The organism is Mediannikoviicoccus vaginalis (genome assembly GCF_928097925.1).
GTDB lineage: Bacteria > Bacillota > Clostridia > Tissierellales > Peptoniphilaceae > Mediannikoviicoccus > Mediannikoviicoccus vaginalis.
In genome coordinates this window covers 1,843,353-1,860,176 of record NZ_CAKMRI010000001.1, presented here as the reverse complement: position 1 = coordinate 1,860,176, position 16,824 = coordinate 1,843,353, and the positions used below count along the sequence as shown (strand labels likewise).

The following is a 16,824-nucleotide window of genomic DNA, read 5'->3' as shown; positions in this document are numbered from 1 at the left end:
AAACCACCCCTAAGGGTGATCTCTTAAAGATTAAAATAGATTCTAATTAGTCCAAGTATCAACATGTGAACTGGATAGAATAAATAATTTAACCATTTGTATTGCTTTCCTCTCTCGCCGTTGTAGGTAAGGGTCATACCAAAACCTAAAAACGAATATAGTTCTTTTAAAACTGAAAGATATCCAAGGCCTGCCCCAAGTAGTGGCTTGTCGTAGAAGATATAGTAAATGTATGCAATAACTATGGCATGGTAGTCGTAGTCAAGACTTAGTTCCATGGCAATGAATCCAAAGACCGCCACAATGATTATTGAAACAATATACCATAACACCTTGTTTTTAATTTTGTCCTTTATACTGTCAATAATCCAAATTGTAAGAAGGCAAAGAGCCAAAGTAAACATAATATTATTCCAATTTGGTTGGTAAATTGTTTTTGACGTAAAGATGTCAAAAGGTATTTCAGTTATAAAACCGAAAATTAAAAGAGTTAAAAAGTATTTCTTTCTATTTCTCGTCTTGAAAAAGCCTTCCACTACAAAAAATATAAATAATGGAAAAGCAATTCTACCTAAAATTGAAAACAGATTAGATAGATGAAGTAAAAATCCCTTTCCATCTAGAAAAGGCGTTATCAAACTATTGTTAACATGATCTATAAGCATTGATAAAAATGCAATATACTTTAGCTGCGCCCCATTTAAAACTTGGAACTTCTTTAGCTTTTCATTTTCAAATCTTTTATTTGTATCCATAATTCCTCCTGTAAAAACATTTTTAAATTTTAGCACGCCAATATGCTTTTGTCAATAAATAATATTTTAAAGACAAATTTATGGATATGTATTTAAATTGTCCTTTAGCTTAAACAAAATTAAAATCATACTCTACTATCAAATTATATTTTTATCAACTATATAAAGTAAATAGTGGTTTTATCAGACACCAAGACCTTGAATTAATAAGCCATTTCATTCAATGCATTTTGATTTTATGATATTATGAATTTGGTGATTATATGAAAAGAAAAACAAGAATTTTTTTATCCTCTTTTATTTTGCTTATTTTGATAGGATCTTTTTCCTACTATAAATTTAAAACCAAAAGCGATATTAATTCCATTAATTTAAAAGAATTAGAACCTAAAGATTTCAACTTGAGTAAAGAGGACTACATAGAAGATTTTGATTTTGTATATAAAACTTTAAAAGAATACTACCCATTTTTTGAGTTAAATAGTGAATTAAACAACATCAATTGGCTTGATAATAAGGAAAAGTATGAATCTTATATTTCTAATTCAACAAACGATATCTTATTTTATCAAAGAATGAATGAAGTTTTAAATGAACTCAATAATCCACATACTCAACTAATTCCAGAATCGTATGGTGTGCATATGTATTTAAGTTATTATAATTTGCCTTCTTCCAATTGGCGTCATGATATTTCAACATTATATGAAAAAGATGATGTTAGAAGAAGATACAATATCAACAATGAAACGATTGAAGAGTATATAATTGAAAGAAAAAATAATGATGACTCAACCATGTCTCCTCAAGGAAATTTAATTGCTCATAAGATTATAGAAGATGAACTTGCATATATTAGAGTCAATTCCATGTTAAATGACTTATATATTAAAAACGATAAAAAGGTTTTGAAAAAATTCCTAAAAGAAATAAAAGACTATAACAACTTAATTTTAGATATAAGAGACAATACTGGTGGAAGCACTGAGTACTGGCAAAAATTTTTACTACCAAAAATTATAGATAGAGATTATGAAACAACCTTCTATTTATTTATAAAGTCAGGTAAGCTTAACAAAAATATCCGAGAAAGGGAAAATTTTAAGACAGATGTTAATGCCTTTTTAGACAGGACTAATTTCAATAATGAAGTAAAAGGAATTTTACAAGAATTTGATTGTTATCTTGAAAGCAAAATGATAGTAAAACCTGATATAAATTCAATAAAATTCAAAGGAAATATTTATCTTTTAGTAGATGATAGCGTTTATTCATCTTCAGAATCCTTGGCTTCATTTTGTAAGGAAACTGGATTAGCTAAATTAGTTGGAACTAAAACAGGAGGAGATGGTATAGGAATTGATCCTATCCAAATTAATCTACCTAACAGTGGATATGTTTTGCGATTTCCAAATAATTTAGGAGTTACATCATCAGGATCTATAAATGAACTTGATAAGACAAGTCCTGATATAATAGTCGAAAAAAACATTACAGATATATATTCGAATTTTTTAGACCAAAAAATTATTCAGGCAGTTATTGAAGATGCTAAAATCAATAGGTAAAATACAAGACACAAAAAACATTTAGAATTTTCTAACTAATTTCAAAAAATACTAAAGAAATCTTAAAAGAACTTAGTAAGCCAAAACATAGGCAATTATCATTCATTTTTTTTATGTGTATAACAAAACCAAAAAGGACTGAACTTCTTTACGAAGTCAGTCCACTTTTTTATCCGTTTATTATTTTTAATTCTTTAACCATATTTAGCCTTGATATTTTTATCTTCTCTACTAGATGGACCAATATAAATGTTACTATGCTAAGTACATAGGCCAATATAAATATTGATTTCGGAATTGGAATATCAAAATATGCATCAAATTTTTCCATGGATATAAATAGCATGTATTTTATGAGCTTGTCCAAAATAGGTATTAAAATTATCTGATACACTATTAGGGTTAAAAATATGGTATTTATATAAACTTTTGAAATTTCTCTGTCCCTAAATCCAAAAATTTTAAGATATGTTATATTGACCTTTGACTTGTCAATTATTAAGGACGAGATCATTGAGGTTAGTATAAAATAAAATGTTAAGGAGACTACTATTAACATGGTAAATACAACTCCAAAGGAGTCTAGGAAATGGTCCATAAATTTTGACATTCCATTTTTATTTAATTCAGTAATTAGATTGTCTTTTGAAATGTCTAACTTTTTATCTGACATATAACTATTAAAATAATCTTTGTCTTTTTCTATTATTTTGTTTAAAGCCTCTCTAGTTGTAAAAATTTGAAACAAACTATTGTCCTTGTCTATGTCTTTTATTTTTAATTTTTTTATCTTACTGTTGTAGCTTTCCCTAATTCTAAATGTATCTGATTTTTCTAAATTAAATCTTTTTGAAAATCCAGAAGAAACTATAACTTCATCTTCTTTCAAATCTTCTACTTTTAGATTTTTGTATTTACTATTTTTGTCAACACCATAAAATTGAATCTCTTTGTTTTCACTATCAACCAATTCTGCTTTAACCACTGTTGCGACATCCGCATTCACATCTTTGTTTTGCTTTTGCTTTACAAAATAAATGTGATTATACTTCATCTCAGTTTGCATATTTTTAGCATAATTTTTAAATACAGGCTTTGCCGAAAGTGAAAATACTAAAATTAAATTTGCTAAAAATACTCCGAATAAAAGAGCTATGAAATTTAATTTGTTAGAAAATATAATTCTCGTTTTAAATTTCCTTAAAAATGAAATGTTTTTTAGCTTTAGTCTTGTATTCCTCTTGGTCTTCTTTAAATTTTTTCTCAAAAAATTCACAGGACTAAATTGTAAACATCTGCTAATCACAACATAGTTTATTACCAAATAGATTATCATTGGTAATAAAGATGTAATGACCAATGAGCGAGCAGTAAAGGTCACTTCAAATTTCGGTAGATCAAAGGATGCATAGTAAAGGGCTGCATATTTTTTATACAAATAAGTATATGAAATTATATTTCCCACTAATGATGATATTAGGGCGATGAAAAGTGGCATTGCCATGTAATTAAGTAAAAGCTCTTTTTTCCTGTATCCAGATGCAAGTAGTGTTCCAATTATTGGAGCTTCCTCTTCAATCAAGCTCTTTATTTGCACCGCGCTTATAAACGCAATTGCAATAAACAGTAGTATTGATGTCAAGGTCATAGTTGGAACATCCCCTCCCATATCATCAATTATATAGGTTATACATTTGTTATCAAACCTTGTGACGCCATCAATCATCAAGTTTTCTTTGTTTACAACCTTTGAAATATCCTTTAGTTTTTCCTTTGCTTCCCTTTCGTTTAAATCGTCTTCAGCGTGATAAGAGTAATTATATGTTATCTTTTCATTGGAAAATTTTTTAAATCCTGAATCGTTTAAAAGGCAAACTCCAAAATAGCCAGTATCCATAACTAGATCATCTCTGTTTTTAAGCAGTGACGAATAGTCTGGCAATGAAAACAGGCCTGTAATTTTAAATTTTTTACTTCCTATTTTGAAACTATCTTTTACCTTTAAATGATTTGCCCTTGCATAGTTTGCAGAAATTGCAATTTCATCTTCTGAGTTTGCAAGTCGACCTTCGTAAATTTGCGCTTTATTTATATTTTTTCTATTTTTAAAAACTCTTAAGCTCTTATTGCCTTTAACATCAGCTTCAAAATAAAAATTATCGTATAGTTTTAAAGACAGCTTTTCTATTTTTTCCTTCAAATCATCTGATAATTCATAAATAGTAGTGAAGTTTCCGTCTTCAACCTTGCCCTTTTCAATTTGACTGTAATATAGATTCTTAACAGACTCTTGAGATATGAAGAAAGAAGATGCAAACACTACTATAAATACCAGTGAAATAAAAATTGGAATAACTTTGAAGGGCTTTGATTTTATCTGTCTATAAACTCTCTTATTAATAGGATTTTTCATTTACCATACCACTTCCTTTGCGGAAAGCTTATTTGTATTAACTTCAAAGCTCTTTATCTTTCCACTATGCAAAGATAAAATCAAATCGCACATTTTTGCAATTTGAACGTTGTGAGTGGCTATAATAATAGTTGATTCATAATCTCTATTAAGTTGTTCTATTATCCTTAAAACATCTTTTGCGCTGTCATAGTCTAGGGCACCAGTAGGTTCGTCACAAATCAAAAGCCTTGGCCTTTTTATAATTGCCCTTGCTATTGATGTCCTTTGTGCTTGACCTCCCGAAATTTCATTTGGATATTTATATTTATGCTCAGTAAGCCCAAGTTCATCAATCAAATAATCTATATCCACTGGATTTTTAGATAAAAATTTTCCAACCTCAATGTTCTCAAATACATTTAAGTCACTGATTAAGTTGTAAAACTGAAAAATAAAACCCAAGTACTCACGCCTATAATTTTCCAATTCTCTTTTTGACATCTTACTTAATTTGTTATTAAAGACATCAACCTCTCCACCATCAATATTTTCTATGCCTCCTAAAATATTTAAAAGAGTTGATTTCCCTGATCCCGATGGACCAAGAACGCAAATTATTTTCTTATCTTCAAGCTTTAAATCAATTCCCTTAAGGACTTCAATCCGTCCCTGTCCCGAACCATAACACTTATGTAAATTTGAAACCTTAATCATAAAACTCACTTCCTTTTTAATACTTAATACAATCTAAATCCCATTGATAACGGTTCTCTCTTTGAGTTAATTATACTCCTGCTGATAACCTTTATCAATACATTTCTGTGATAAAGTTCTAAAATAAACAAGTTGCGGTTCTTTCTTGAGGATAATAAAAAATAAAAAAGGACTGAGCTTCTTCACGAAGTCAGTCCGTATTTTTTGTCTTATCCCCTACCCATTAATGAAACAATTTTTTCAAAGATATTATTTGAATATATTTCTTCCCTACTCAACATATTCCAGTCCAATATGTTTTCAGCATTTATTATTTCCTCTGGAAGCACTACACTTCCATCCTTTAAACTAATGCTTGGGGAGAATTCATATACATCATCTTTATATCTCATAACTATTTTTGCATTTGGTGCTATTTCACTTATATTTTGACATATTACAGTAGGACCTGTTAAAGACATTTTTTCTAAAGTGTAATTTGTTTTTTCCTTTAACTCTCCTCCATCTGAAATCTCAAGTTCCTTTAAAGCTATGCTAGTATTTTTAAACTTAGGGATTAAAAGATAATATTCTTGTCCCATAATTTCATATTCAGATGTTTCTTCATTTTCATTTAAATTCAATAATAGAGAAGGGTCCTCGTATTCATAATATACTTCTTGCCAAGGATAGAGCTTTGAAAGAACTTCAGTTAGACTATATTCATCCATCGATGATCCTAGGTATATCATAAAGGCCTTGCTATTTTCGTCTTCAACATCTACACCAAGTTGTCTTGCCATTTTTACATATTCCTTTAAATAAGGAGTGCTATTTACAGATCCTTTTTTTAGTTCTGTAGTTGCCATTTGCATTTCAGCATCTGTGTATGTATACATTCTATACAAAAACATCAGCCTTCCAACTTCATCCACAAAAACTTTTCCAGATTCATCATTAGCCGTATCCCATAGATGATTTAGAGCAAGCCCCTCCAAATTTCTAAGATTATATATAAACAAGTCATCAATTACAAATCTTTTAAAAGCTTCTTCATAGAGTTTGTAATCATTTAAAATTCCTTCTTCCATTAAAGAGATTTTTTCTTCCCTGTCAACGTCAAATTTATCTAACATATCATCATCACTAAGCAGTTTGCCATCTGGAAGAGAAAAATTGTAAATTTTGTTTAGCTCTATTGCCGATTCACTTATGTCAGTATATTGTATTCGCAAACTTAAAATATTTTCATCTTGGTATACTGAAAATGTAGAAGAGATATCAAGTTCATCATCATTTTCAACATCTTGATATGTTTCATATGAATTTTTCAAACCATTTGCAAGTTCTTCTATCTCCTGGTTTGCCTTTTGTGCATCTTTTGAATTTAAAAGGATTTTTGGAATATGAAATCCATCCCTAGGTCCCTTTGCCTGAGCAAAATACTTTTCATCCATAAATTCGGTCCAAGCTTCTCTATCCACAACTAGATTTGATAGAGAACCTTCTTTGGCTCCCTTTACAACTTCAAGTTGATCTTTTTTTGAAGCTGGATTATCCTTTTTTTCAGTTTCCTCTTGTTCATTTTGAATTTGTGAACTAATTCCACTACTTAAATTTTCCATTTTAGATGACTTACAAGATGTTACTCCAACTGAAACCAACACCAAGAGTAAAACTACCTTTATTAATCTTTTAATTTTCATCTACCTCCTTAAGATTTAATTAAAGTTAATGTGTACACTTTCCCTAGCGGTTAACAATTTAAAAATCCAAACTTATATCTCCAATGCCTTTTCAACTAAAACTAGATTAACATCTTTAAGTCCATTAAACACACATGGCACAATTCCAATTTCTTTATATCCCAATTTTTTATACATTGCTCTGGCATTAACATTTTTTTCATTTGTATCTAAACGAAGGTACTTGCATCCATTATTTTTTGCATACTCTTCATAAAATTTTACAAAACTCTTTCCCAGGCCCTTTCTTTTTTTATCTGGGTCAATTACAAGGGTGTGAAGTACCATTATTTCTTCTGGCTTTGCGTCATGATTCCATTTCGCCTTTTCATATACATCTACTTGTTCTTTATTGATTATTCCACTGCCAAAAAGAAACCCATCTTCTTCCATTACAAAGAGGTCGTCTCTTAGAGTAGCATCTTCCGCAGTTTTTCTTATTGGATAAATATCTCTTTTCCATCCGATTACAACTTTGCCTTTTTCTTCCGCTGTATGTATCTTGTCGTAAATTGAAACCACTGCATCAATATCTTTTGAAACTGCCTTTCTTATAATCACATTAGCCCTCCACTTTTTAATAATTATACCAAATTGTGCTGTTGATTAGTATTGAATTAAAGAATTGGTATAAAGTCTCCACAAAAAAACTGTTGGCAATATATTTCCATATCGCCAACAGTTTTTTATTCTGTAAATGCATCCATTAATATTTTTCTAAACTTTTCTATGTCTATTTCGGTAATTACTTTACAGTTGTAGTGACCATTTCTTTCCTTACGCAAGTCTCTGTAGCTCATTCCCCTTGTTTCGTCATTTTGTACATCTATTTTAATATACATGTCTTCCATTTCAAAAACTTCCGGGTCGTCTAATACGATTACGGAACATGGGTCGTGAATTCCCGAGTCATTTGATAGATAGTAGTCTAGTATTCTATGTGCAAATTTTGATTTTCTATTTTCAATTGTATCTAATAGCATAATCTGTTCTCTTGTTATGTTTGCTTTTTCCGTTATATTAAGCCCTGCCATTATAATATCTACTCCACTTTCGAAAACAATCTTTGCAGCTTCTGGATCCACATAGAAATTAAATTCGCTTAGGCTTGTTACATTGCCTGAGGTGATTGATCCACCCATAATGCTAATCTGTTCAATTTTTTCCTTGTCTTCTGGAAAAGTTTTTAACAGTAATGCAATATTTGTAAGTGGTCCCACTGCAATTATTGTAATTTTTTCCTTAGAGTTTTGAATAATCTCATGCATCATTATAACTGAGTTTTCACTTGTAAGTTCCTTAACGTCATCTGACTCAATCATATGTCTAAAGCCTGCCATTCCGTCATTGCCATGAACCGTTGCAAAGAAAGGCTCTCTTACTAATGGCACCTCTTGTCCCTTTGCCATTGGAACGTCTATATCTAAAAGTTTTGCAAGACACTGCATATTTCTTGTTGTATGGTCCAAAGACACATTTCCATTTACTGATGAAAGGGCAAGTAGATTTAGGTTTTTTGCCTTCTTCATTACAAATAATGCAGCTGCATCATCAACTCCTGGGTCAAAATCCAATATACAATTAATCATTTTTTTCCCTCCATCTTCTTCACATAGTCTACAAAGTCATCTACTAATAACAACTTCTCGTTTAATGAAATGGAGTTGCAAAGTCTTTTTATAACCGGTGGTTGGATGTAGGCTTTTTGTAGCACTTCATCTTCATCAAAGACTTCTTTTTTATCCCCATCCATTATTATTTCTTTGTTGGACATAACTATAACTCTGTCAAAGTTTTCCACAACAAACTCCATGTCGTGGGTTATTGTAATTATGGTTTTGTTTAAGCCATGTAAATGGTCAATAACTCTTTTTAAACAGCTAATAGAATATGCGTCTTGCCCCGCTGTTGGTTCGTCAAATATGAACACATCGCAATTGTTTGCAATTGTAATCGCAATTGTAATGAACTTTCTAGTTGAAAATGGAAGATCATATGGATGGTCGTCTAAAAGTTCTGAAAGCTCACAGATTTCGCAAGCCTTTCTTACACGTCTATCTAGTTCATCTTCTTCCACCTTTAAGGCCCTTAGTGAAAATGCAACTTCATCATAAACCGTAGAGTTAAAGATTTGGTCGTTGGGATTTTGGAACACATAGCCAACTCTTCTGGAGATTTGAGCTGTGGTCATATCTTTTGTGCTTTTGCCATCTAATAGAATTTCACCAGAGCTTGGCCTTAGTAATCCATTCATAAGTTTAGCAAATGTGGACTTCCCAGCACCATTTTGTCCAACAATGGCAACTTTTTCTCCAGAATCTATAGTCAAACTCAAATCATTTATGGCCTTGTAACCATTTGGATAGCTAAAATTAATATTTTTAAATTCTAATTTGCCCATTAATTGTCCTCCAATTCTCTTTTACATTCCTCTAAGGTAATAGGAATATTTTTGAAAAATCCGGCTCTTTCTTCGTTTAAACTGTATGCGAGCTTGGAAACTATTGGCATGGATACATTGTGATCTTCGATTTTTTTATTTGATAGTACTTCGTGGGTCTCTCCATCAAATACAATTTCACCTTCATCCATTACAACAACTCTATCAGCATATTCTGATATTAAGTCGATTTTGTGTTCAACTAGAATTATTGTTTTGTTTTGAGATTTTAGAAGTTTTAAAATGTCGAATATCTCTTCCGTTCCCAGTGGATCAAGCTGACTAGTTGGTTCGTCAAATATTAAAATCTTTGGATTCATAACGATAATTGACGCAATGGCAACCCTTTGTGATTGTCCACCGGATAACTCAAGAGGATTTTTGTCTTGAAGGTCTTCTATCTTTAGTAATTGGATAACATCCTTTACCCTTCTTTTCATCTCTTCTCTTTCAACGCCTAAGTTTTCCAAGCCATAGGCTATCTCTTCAAAAACAGTCTTTTTAATTCCAGAGATTTGACTAAATGGATTTTGGAATACAAACCCAACTAGCTCAGCCATCTCGCCACGTTCAATATGATTAATATTTTTTGAGTCAATTAAAATATCTCCCGAGATTTCTCCTTGGATAAAGTCTGGAATTATCCCTCTGATAATGTTACACAAAGTGGTCTTGCCAGCACCATTTTTTCCAATAACTCCAATAAACTCTCCTTCTCTAACATGAAGGTTCAAATCCTTTAGAGTTTTTTCTTCTTGAAGTTCGTATTTAAATGAAATATTTTTAAGTTCTATCATTATTTAAACCTCCACACCAATGCAAGCACAACTAATGCTATATATACATAAAAAATAATTCTGTCTGTTGTGGTCTTTTTTATTTCTTTTAAGCAAGTCTTTTCATTTTCCGAAGAAAATCCACGTGCTTCTAATGTAATTGTCTTTTCATCAATTTCAGAAAGTGAAGATATAATAAGTGGTCCAAGGGATGGGAAGAAGGCCTTTGTCCTGTTTCTTAGTGAGCCTTTTGTTTCAATTCCCCTGGCCTCTTGAGCCTTCATTATTTTTGAACTCTTGTCTATCATTTCAGGAATCATGGTCATTGTAGCCATCATTACATAACTAGTTACATGGCTAACTCGCTTTTGTTGAAGTGCTATCATCAAATCTTCAATGTCCGTTGTTTCAAAAAATAGTAAGAATAATGTTATAAGTGTCAAAATAAATTTTGTTTGTTCAAGTCCATTTATTATTCCACCTAAGGTTACTCTAATAAATCCTAAATCTAAATAAACAAACTCTTCCGATTCGTCTATGAATAATTGGAATAAAAACATTATAAGTAGTACAAATAATAGAGTGATTGAAAGCTTCTTTGCATATGGTTTGAACTTTTTATCCATTAGTGCAAGTATCAAACAAAGTGGAAGCACAAATAGATATGCAAATTGCCATGGTAAAACCAATGCAATTATAGATGTAACTATAACAATAAATAATTTTGTCGTTGGAAAAACTTTAGAAATCATTATGCACCTCTCACATATTTATTCTTCTTCTCTTTTATATACATGATTCCATTAGGATATCTTAAAAGATTTCTGTTTGGAATAGACTTTATTAAAAAGTACACTGCAAATACAGTTAAGAACTTGTCCAATGTCTCTGTAAGAAGAACTGAACTAATTACTGACTGCCATAGCCCCTTTCCAGTGGCAACTAAAAATGTTGTAATTGCACTTGCTCCACTGGCTCCCGTAACTCCACCAAATACGATAACTGTAATTGGCGCAGAAGTTATCATGGCCACTAACCAGATCATAATTCCTACAATTAATGTTTTGACAGGCGTTTGTAACATTCCCTTTTTACCACAAATACCTGCAATTATACCAATGGCACCACTTACAATTAAGTACGGTAGCTGAGTTGGATTAGTAACAGATGTAACGATATTCGTTACCACACCTGTAAGAAAACCTATCCAAGGCCCACATAGTACACCAGTGAAAACAGTTCCTATTGCATCCAAATACACTGGTAGTTTTAAAGCGGCATTTAAGTTTGCACCTACAAAATTAATTGCTATACCAAGGGGTATAAGTAAAATAACCGATAAATTATAGCTAGTTTTCGATTTTGCTTTCATAATTCCCTCCTAAAATTTTTATGCGAATATCTCGCCAATTTAATCTTATCATAATTTAAATTAATATAATATCGTTTTTATGATTAATAAATTTTAAACAAAAAACTGTTGAAGACTTTTATCTCCAACAGCTTTCTTTAATTATTTTTTCGCTCTCTTTTCTATTCTCTATTCCTTTTTGTTTCTTCATGTATCTCTTCTTCTATCTCTTCTTCAACTGCTTTTTTTATTTTTTCATTTTCTATAATTGAAGATTCCGTAAATTTCCCCTCGTAATTCTATCTTTTAAATTTTTTGTTAATATCGTGAAGTATATCTGAAAACTCTTGTGATTTTGATATCATAAGTGCGTGTGTTGTATTATTCATTATATATAATTCTTTTTTTGGTGCTATAACCTTATTAAAGTAATCCTCTGATAATTTGTAGTATTTTAATTATTTTTCTTTTCATGATGTTTTAAAATCCCCAAAACTTATACATTTCAAAACTTAAAATCACAAAGCACTGTGTTATGGCAAAAAGACTTGTAATAAAAAACTTATGCTTTTCTTTCTTTGTTGAGTCCTTGTAATATTTTTTCATCCCCACAAAAATGGAAATAGCCATAAGTATCAATAAGATAGTAAATACCACGCTTTGAATTATATAGGATTCTATGCTACCAATATCTCCTGTTCTATATCCCTTATTAAGGCGCATAAAAATTATTACTAAATTTATTAATGTTAATGCCATTAATGCAGATAAAATATAGGAATACTTACGAATAGGTTTTGTTTTTAATCCTACACTCTTATTTTTTATTACATCAATAATAAAACCACCAACAATAAGTTTAACTATTCCATAGATTCCCGCAATTATAAAAAACAACATGCACAGTACATTTGTTATAGCCTTTGGTGTAGATGTAATAAAGTCTGAAAACTGCGTCTCAACAACTCCATCTTCCTCATACCACCAATTCTCTAAATCTTCTTCGCTGTAGGAACTGACCCCCATGGCTCCCAAAAATGACAGCGGACCTTTTAGTATTCCACGTGAATTTAGAATGAGACCACTTGGTACTTCCCTTTTGATTTGAGCAAGCTTAGAGTCTTTGAATTTCCCATAAACAAGTTCATACATCTCGTAGTTGTAAATGGTTTCATGGGCTTGATTTGTCAAAACTACCATTCCAACTCCACTTTTGGGATCGAATTGTAACATGGCTGAACATCCAAAAGTGTTTCCTCCGTGACCAATTGTTTCTACACCATATTGACTTGAAAAGAAACCATGATAATTCTTTGGGATCTTTGTGGATCCATAAAAACTTGTGGCTTTGTAAATTTCTTCTAGAGTACTTTGCTTTATAAATAGTGGTGATGGATGTTTTTTATTAGGCGTAATTGCTTGAGCAAAAGCTTTTAAATCATTTATAGTTCCAGCTGCACTTCCTGCGGGATAAAGATGAATATAGTACATACCCACACCATCAATAATCTCACCTTCATTGTCATAACACTTTAACTTAAGCCTTTGTTCCCTTACCCAATCATTGTCCGCATATATTGGACTTATAGAGCTATGCTTCATATTTAGTGGTTCAAAAATGTTCTTATGCACATAGTCCACATAATCCATTCCAGAAATTCTTTGTACAATAAATGCTGCAAGTGCCGCTGACCAGTTTGAATAAGCCGTATGCTCCCCTGGTTCATATGCTTGCTTTGGCTGTCTTACTCGAATGGCTTCCTCAAGACTTTTTATGTCAGAGGCATTTGGCGTTTGAATAAAATATGTATCTTGAAAACCAGCTTTATGATTCATAAGATCTAGCATAGTTATTGGTTTTTCAAAACTCAAATTCTTAAGAAAATCATCAGGCAAATAATTTTTTATATCTTCATTTAAATCAATTTTATCCTGTTCATAAAGCTGCATAACACTTACCCATATAAACAGTTTGGATATTGAACCCCATTCATATACAGAATTTGACTCTGATTTTAGTTTTGCTTCTTTATCCACATAACCAAATGAGTTTTCATAAATTGTTTCATCACTATCATAAACAATAACATTCATTCCACAAGTCGTGTCACTATGTTCTTTCACATAATCTTCCATTGCCCTAGGTAATTCACTATACTTTAGTCCTGAAGGCAAAGTCTTTTCAGCAGCCTCAGCTATAGTAATCTGACTAATGATACTAATCAACATAAAGAATACTAGTACTTTGCTAAATGTCCCTTTTAAACTTTTCATCATACGCCTCCGCAATACTTTTATAGTATAGTAACACACTTGTTTCATTTTCATGTTAAATAATGATTAAACTAAAGTAAATTTTAATTTAAGGTCATAGCCTCATCATAAAAGTCCACAAACTGTTCAAACAGTTCTACATCCAGTCTCTCACTCCAACTTTTTCTATCTAGATTTTTTTCGATAAACTCTGCCTTTTCCTTCATAAAACGCTTCTTGTTTTCCTCCACTTTGTAATCATAGTCAAGGGACTTTTCCCATTTATCAAATAGAGAATTGAATTCCTCTTTGTAAGTATTTTTGCCATCAATGAAGAAATCACTATGACCCCTGTCAGTGAAGTGTAAAAATGTAAATCTTTTGTCGTCTTTATACTTCTCATAGAATAGATCGTATCCATATTCTATGGGAACCATATCGTCATCTTCACTATGGGCAATCAAAATTTTTGCATCACTACTTTCAAAACCGTCCATTGCTGTGTTCAAAGCATACTTCCCAAACTTCATAAACTCATGGACTTTTACAAATGGCATCAGAACATTAATAAAATCTCCCGCCTGTTCTCTTCCTCCCGCTTTAAAGATATCAGAGGAACTATTGGTGCCACAACATGCGATAACTGCTTTAACTTCAGGGTGATATGAAAGTACACTGGAAACACTGTAACCACCCCAACTATGTCCAAACAGTCCCATTGGTAAATTCGGTAAAATTTCGCTATCCTCCACAAATGAAATAGCATGGTCTAAGTCAATCACTCCTTGTGGAAATCCACCTACGCCTTCTCCCTCACTCTCATCATTTCCGGTGGCGTCGTAGGCAAATACATAGTATCCATTTTTTGCAAAGTAATTTATGCAGTCCATATACGAATTATGGCCACCTCCACCAAAACCATGTGCCACAATAATTATTCCTTTTTGATTTTCTCCTGCACTATATAGTGATCCCATAAGCATTTGCCCTTTATCTGAAGGAAACTCATACTTGGAGCAATTCAATTCTTCAAAGTCTTGGGTCCTATACATTAGCGGTTTGTAACTTTCAAAACGCTTATTGATATTATCATTATAAATAGATGCTGACAAAAACCACAGTGCACCTATAATTATCACAAATATAGTTATCAAAACAATTTGTACTATTTTTCTTTTAGATTTCTTCATGATATTTTGCAACTCCTGCCTTTTATCTAAATAAGTTAAAAGGGAAAACTAAAAACTCTCTAGTAGTGTGATAGGAATCATCCTTGCCTACTACTCGATATGTGGTGTAGGAATACAAAACCGCTTTGTAGGAAGACACTACACCCTGCCTATTTCCTATTGGAAATGGAAATAACAATAGTATTATGATACATAAAATAAGTATCTTTCTTTTATTACTTAACTTTTTTCTTCTTCTTACTTTTTTGACAGTCATACCTCCTTTGAGTTTTCATAAAAGACTTTTATGACTCTTTTTTAGTATCAATACCTTTAATCTCCTTTTACTTTATTATTTAATATATCCTCACATTAAGATTAGTGCATTATCCCCGTTTTTTCAAGAAATTTTCTTTAAGTTTTTATAATTAGATTTTACTGAAACACGAAAATAATCTACCAAAAAAACTTTTAGTTGAAGCCCTATTTAACAATCTATTTCAATCTGCATGATTTTTTTTGTAAAAAACTTAAAAAATTTTTCAAATATCATACTTTAGAGTGATGTGGGAAAGTGATATCGTTGCTATAATTTATTTAAGCTAAAAGAAAGGCATCATCATTAAACCAATTTATTAATAAAAGAAAGGAAGGTTTGACATGAAAAAACATTTTTCTACATTTAAAAAAGCTATTGCATTTATTTTAACAACAACGATTATGGTAACACTCTCCTCATGCGGCGGCAAATCTGATGAGGTTACAGAATTTACAATTAGAAACGACAGAATCGGAATGGAAATTAGTTTTAACTTGCCTGGCACTGAAAAAGATTGGGAAATGTCAGACTTTGATGGTGGCGGAACAACGGTAAGTCATACAATTTATCCCCAGGGTAAGGATTTAGACGCTAAAAACAGCTGGACTGTCAACGGAGCAGTTACTGTAGGTTCATCCATATATAAAGATGTTCTTATTGATGGAGAAGAACCTACCGACGAAAACGAAACCGTGGTGGAAGCAAAGAATGGAATTAAATGGGCAAGATATCAACACGACGACAATTATATCACCTATGGAACTTGCCTCGATGATTATCTAGATGGCTACTATGTAGCAGAGATATATATAATGCCAAATGGAATTCTGGAAGATGGACAAAAGGGCGATGCCGAACTGCTAGAAAAAATAGAAAATACAGTTATAAACAGCTTCAAATACAACAAAAATTATGAAGGCAGACCAGACCATTCAGATGCAGCCTATGCAGGAAGCTTTGTAGTAAAATGGCCATTTGAAATACCTTATGAAAACGGAGTAATAAAGGCTGAAAGTTATGCAGGAAATAAAACAGTATATGTAAAATTTGAATATCAAGATCCAGAAAAGCAAGATATCCTTTACAAAGCTGACCTCTTCAGCGATTTCATTTATGACCCTGAAGAAAATGACGGTGTAGATTACATGGATGAAGCCTATTTTGGACCAGATCCTACTGTAAATGAAGGCGACTTTGAAGAAATTGAAATTGCAGGTTATAGAGCAGCAATGCGATTCAATTTTGAAAATATAAAAGATCAGATAACCGTAGAATGTGGCACTGGTGAAACTGGCGAACGAGCTGTGTTCGATATGTTCACCTCTATAGAAAGCGATAACTAAGCTGACAAAGCTGACGA

At 31.7% G+C, this 16,824-nt stretch carries 14 protein-coding genes; 2 read left to right on the top strand and 12 right to left on the bottom strand.

Annotated elements, in window-relative coordinates:
* Positions 1-23 precede the first annotated feature (23 nt).
* Positions 24-755, bottom strand: coding sequence for a TraX family protein (locus tag L6651_RS08760; protein ID WP_237037546.1), 732 nt, complete (start codon positions 753-755; stop codon positions 24-26).
* A gap of 263 nt (positions 756-1,018) precedes the next feature.
* Between L6651_RS08760 and L6651_RS08755 the strand changes: the two genes are divergently transcribed.
* Entirely contained in the window at positions 1,019-2,323 is a 1,305-nt protein-coding gene (locus L6651_RS08755; protein WP_237037545.1) for a S41 family peptidase, read from the top strand.
* Between the two features lie 169 nt (positions 2,324-2,492).
* Here the strand turns inward: L6651_RS08755 and L6651_RS08750 are convergent, their stop codons facing one another.
* The 11 genes from L6651_RS08750 to L6651_RS08700 form a co-directional block, all read right to left on the bottom strand.
* The gene (locus tag L6651_RS08750) at positions 2,493-4,736 is read right to left on the bottom strand and encodes an FtsX-like permease family protein (RefSeq protein ID WP_237037544.1); all 2,244 of its coding nucleotides are present in this window, start codon (positions 4,734-4,736) and stop codon (positions 2,493-2,495) included.
* The gene (locus L6651_RS08745) at positions 4,737-5,432 is read right to left on the bottom strand and encodes an ABC transporter ATP-binding protein (RefSeq protein WP_237037543.1); all 696 of its coding nucleotides are present in this window, start codon (positions 5,430-5,432) and stop codon (positions 4,737-4,739) included.
* 209 nt (positions 5,433-5,641) lie between these two features.
* Positions 5,642-7,117: a hypothetical protein gene (locus L6651_RS08740; protein WP_237037542.1), complete on the bottom strand. Its 1,476-nt coding sequence runs from the start codon at positions 7,115-7,117 to the stop codon at positions 5,642-5,644.
* 72 nt (positions 7,118-7,189) lie between these two features.
* Positions 7,190-7,717 carry a GNAT family N-acetyltransferase gene (locus L6651_RS08735; protein WP_237037541.1) on the bottom strand — a complete coding sequence of 176 codons (528 nt, stop codon included), beginning with the start codon at positions 7,715-7,717 and terminating at the stop codon, positions 7,190-7,192.
* A 125-nt stretch (positions 7,718-7,842) separates the two neighbouring features.
* Entirely contained in the window at positions 7,843-8,745 is a 903-nt protein-coding gene (locus L6651_RS08730) for a nucleoside hydrolase (RefSeq protein ID WP_237037540.1), read from the bottom strand.
* Complete coding sequence (locus tag L6651_RS08725; RefSeq protein WP_237037539.1) at positions 8,742-9,557, bottom strand: energy-coupling factor ABC transporter ATP-binding protein; 816 nt, start codon at positions 9,555-9,557, stop codon at positions 8,742-8,744. Before L6651_RS08725 ends, L6651_RS08730 begins: the two co-directional genes overlap by 4 nt.
* Positions 9,557-10,393: an energy-coupling factor ABC transporter ATP-binding protein gene (locus L6651_RS08720; protein ID WP_237037538.1), complete on the bottom strand. Its 837-nt coding sequence runs from the start codon at positions 10,391-10,393 to the stop codon at positions 9,557-9,559. The genes L6651_RS08725 and L6651_RS08720 overlap by 1 nt, the downstream gene beginning before the upstream one ends.
* On the bottom strand, positions 10,393-11,124 hold the full coding sequence (locus tag L6651_RS08715; RefSeq protein WP_237037537.1) for an energy-coupling factor transporter transmembrane component T family protein: 732 nt from the start codon (positions 11,122-11,124) through the stop codon (positions 10,393-10,395). Before L6651_RS08715 ends, L6651_RS08720 begins: the two co-directional genes overlap by 1 nt.
* A complete protein-coding gene (locus tag L6651_RS08710) occupies positions 11,124-11,744 on the bottom strand; it encodes an ECF transporter S component (RefSeq protein WP_237037536.1) in 621 nt (206 codons plus the stop codon). The genes L6651_RS08715 and L6651_RS08710 overlap by 1 nt, the downstream gene beginning before the upstream one ends.
* Positions 11,745-12,203: 459 nt before the next feature.
* Positions 12,204-13,997: a serine hydrolase domain-containing protein gene (locus L6651_RS08705; RefSeq protein ID WP_237037535.1), complete on the bottom strand. Its 1,794-nt coding sequence runs from the start codon at positions 13,995-13,997 to the stop codon at positions 12,204-12,206.
* Between the two features lie 83 nt (positions 13,998-14,080).
* Complete coding sequence (locus L6651_RS08700; RefSeq protein WP_237037534.1) at positions 14,081-15,166, bottom strand: alpha/beta hydrolase; 1,086 nt, start codon at positions 15,164-15,166, stop codon at positions 14,081-14,083.
* 639 nt (positions 15,167-15,805) lie between these two features.
* Here L6651_RS08700 and L6651_RS08695 point away from each other — a divergent pair.
* A complete protein-coding gene (locus L6651_RS08695; protein ID WP_237037533.1) occupies positions 15,806-16,807 on the top strand; it encodes a hypothetical protein in 1,002 nt (333 codons plus the stop codon).
* The last annotated feature ends 17 nt before the right edge of the window (positions 16,808-16,824 follow it).

What these genes read in the sequence shown, in the direction of transcription:
- L6651_RS08700 (WP_237037534.1), bottom strand. Translation starts at nt 15,166, where the DNA reads ATGAAGAAATCTAAAAGAAAAATAGTACAAATTGTTTTGATAACTATA.
- L6651_RS08720 (WP_237037538.1), bottom strand. Translation starts at nt 10,393, where the DNA reads ATGATAGAACTTAAAAATATTTCATTTAAATACGAACTTCAAGAAGAA.
- L6651_RS08740 (WP_237037542.1), bottom strand. Translation starts at nt 7,117, where the DNA reads ATGAAAATTAAAAGATTAATAAAGGTAGTTTTACTCTTGGTGTTGGTT.
- L6651_RS08705 (WP_237037535.1), bottom strand. Translation starts at nt 13,997, where the DNA reads ATGAAAAGTTTAAAAGGGACATTTAGCAAAGTACTAGTATTCTTTATG.
- L6651_RS08715 (WP_237037537.1), bottom strand. Translation starts at nt 11,124, where the DNA reads ATGATTTCTAAAGTTTTTCCAACGACAAAATTATTTATTGTTATAGTT.
- L6651_RS08695 (WP_237037533.1), top strand. Translation starts at nt 15,806, where the DNA reads ATGAAAAAACATTTTTCTACATTTAAAAAAGCTATTGCATTTATTTTA.
- L6651_RS08730 (WP_237037540.1), bottom strand. Translation starts at nt 8,745, where the DNA reads ATGATTAATTGTATATTGGATTTTGACCCAGGAGTTGATGATGCAGCT.
- L6651_RS08750 (WP_237037544.1), bottom strand. Translation starts at nt 4,736, where the DNA reads ATGAAAAATCCTATTAATAAGAGAGTTTATAGACAGATAAAATCAAAG.
- L6651_RS08725 (WP_237037539.1), bottom strand. Translation starts at nt 9,557, where the DNA reads ATGGGCAAATTAGAATTTAAAAATATTAATTTTAGCTATCCAAATGGT.
- L6651_RS08760 (WP_237037546.1), bottom strand. Translation starts at nt 755, where the DNA reads ATGGATACAAATAAAAGATTTGAAAATGAAAAGCTAAAGAAGTTCCAA.
- L6651_RS08710 (WP_237037536.1), bottom strand. Translation starts at nt 11,744, where the DNA reads ATGAAAGCAAAATCGAAAACTAGCTATAATTTATCGGTTATTTTACTT.
- L6651_RS08755 (WP_237037545.1), top strand. Translation starts at nt 1,019, where the DNA reads ATGAAAAGAAAAACAAGAATTTTTTTATCCTCTTTTATTTTGCTTATT.
- L6651_RS08745 (WP_237037543.1), bottom strand. Translation starts at nt 5,432, where the DNA reads ATGATTAAGGTTTCAAATTTACATAAGTGTTATGGTTCGGGACAGGGA.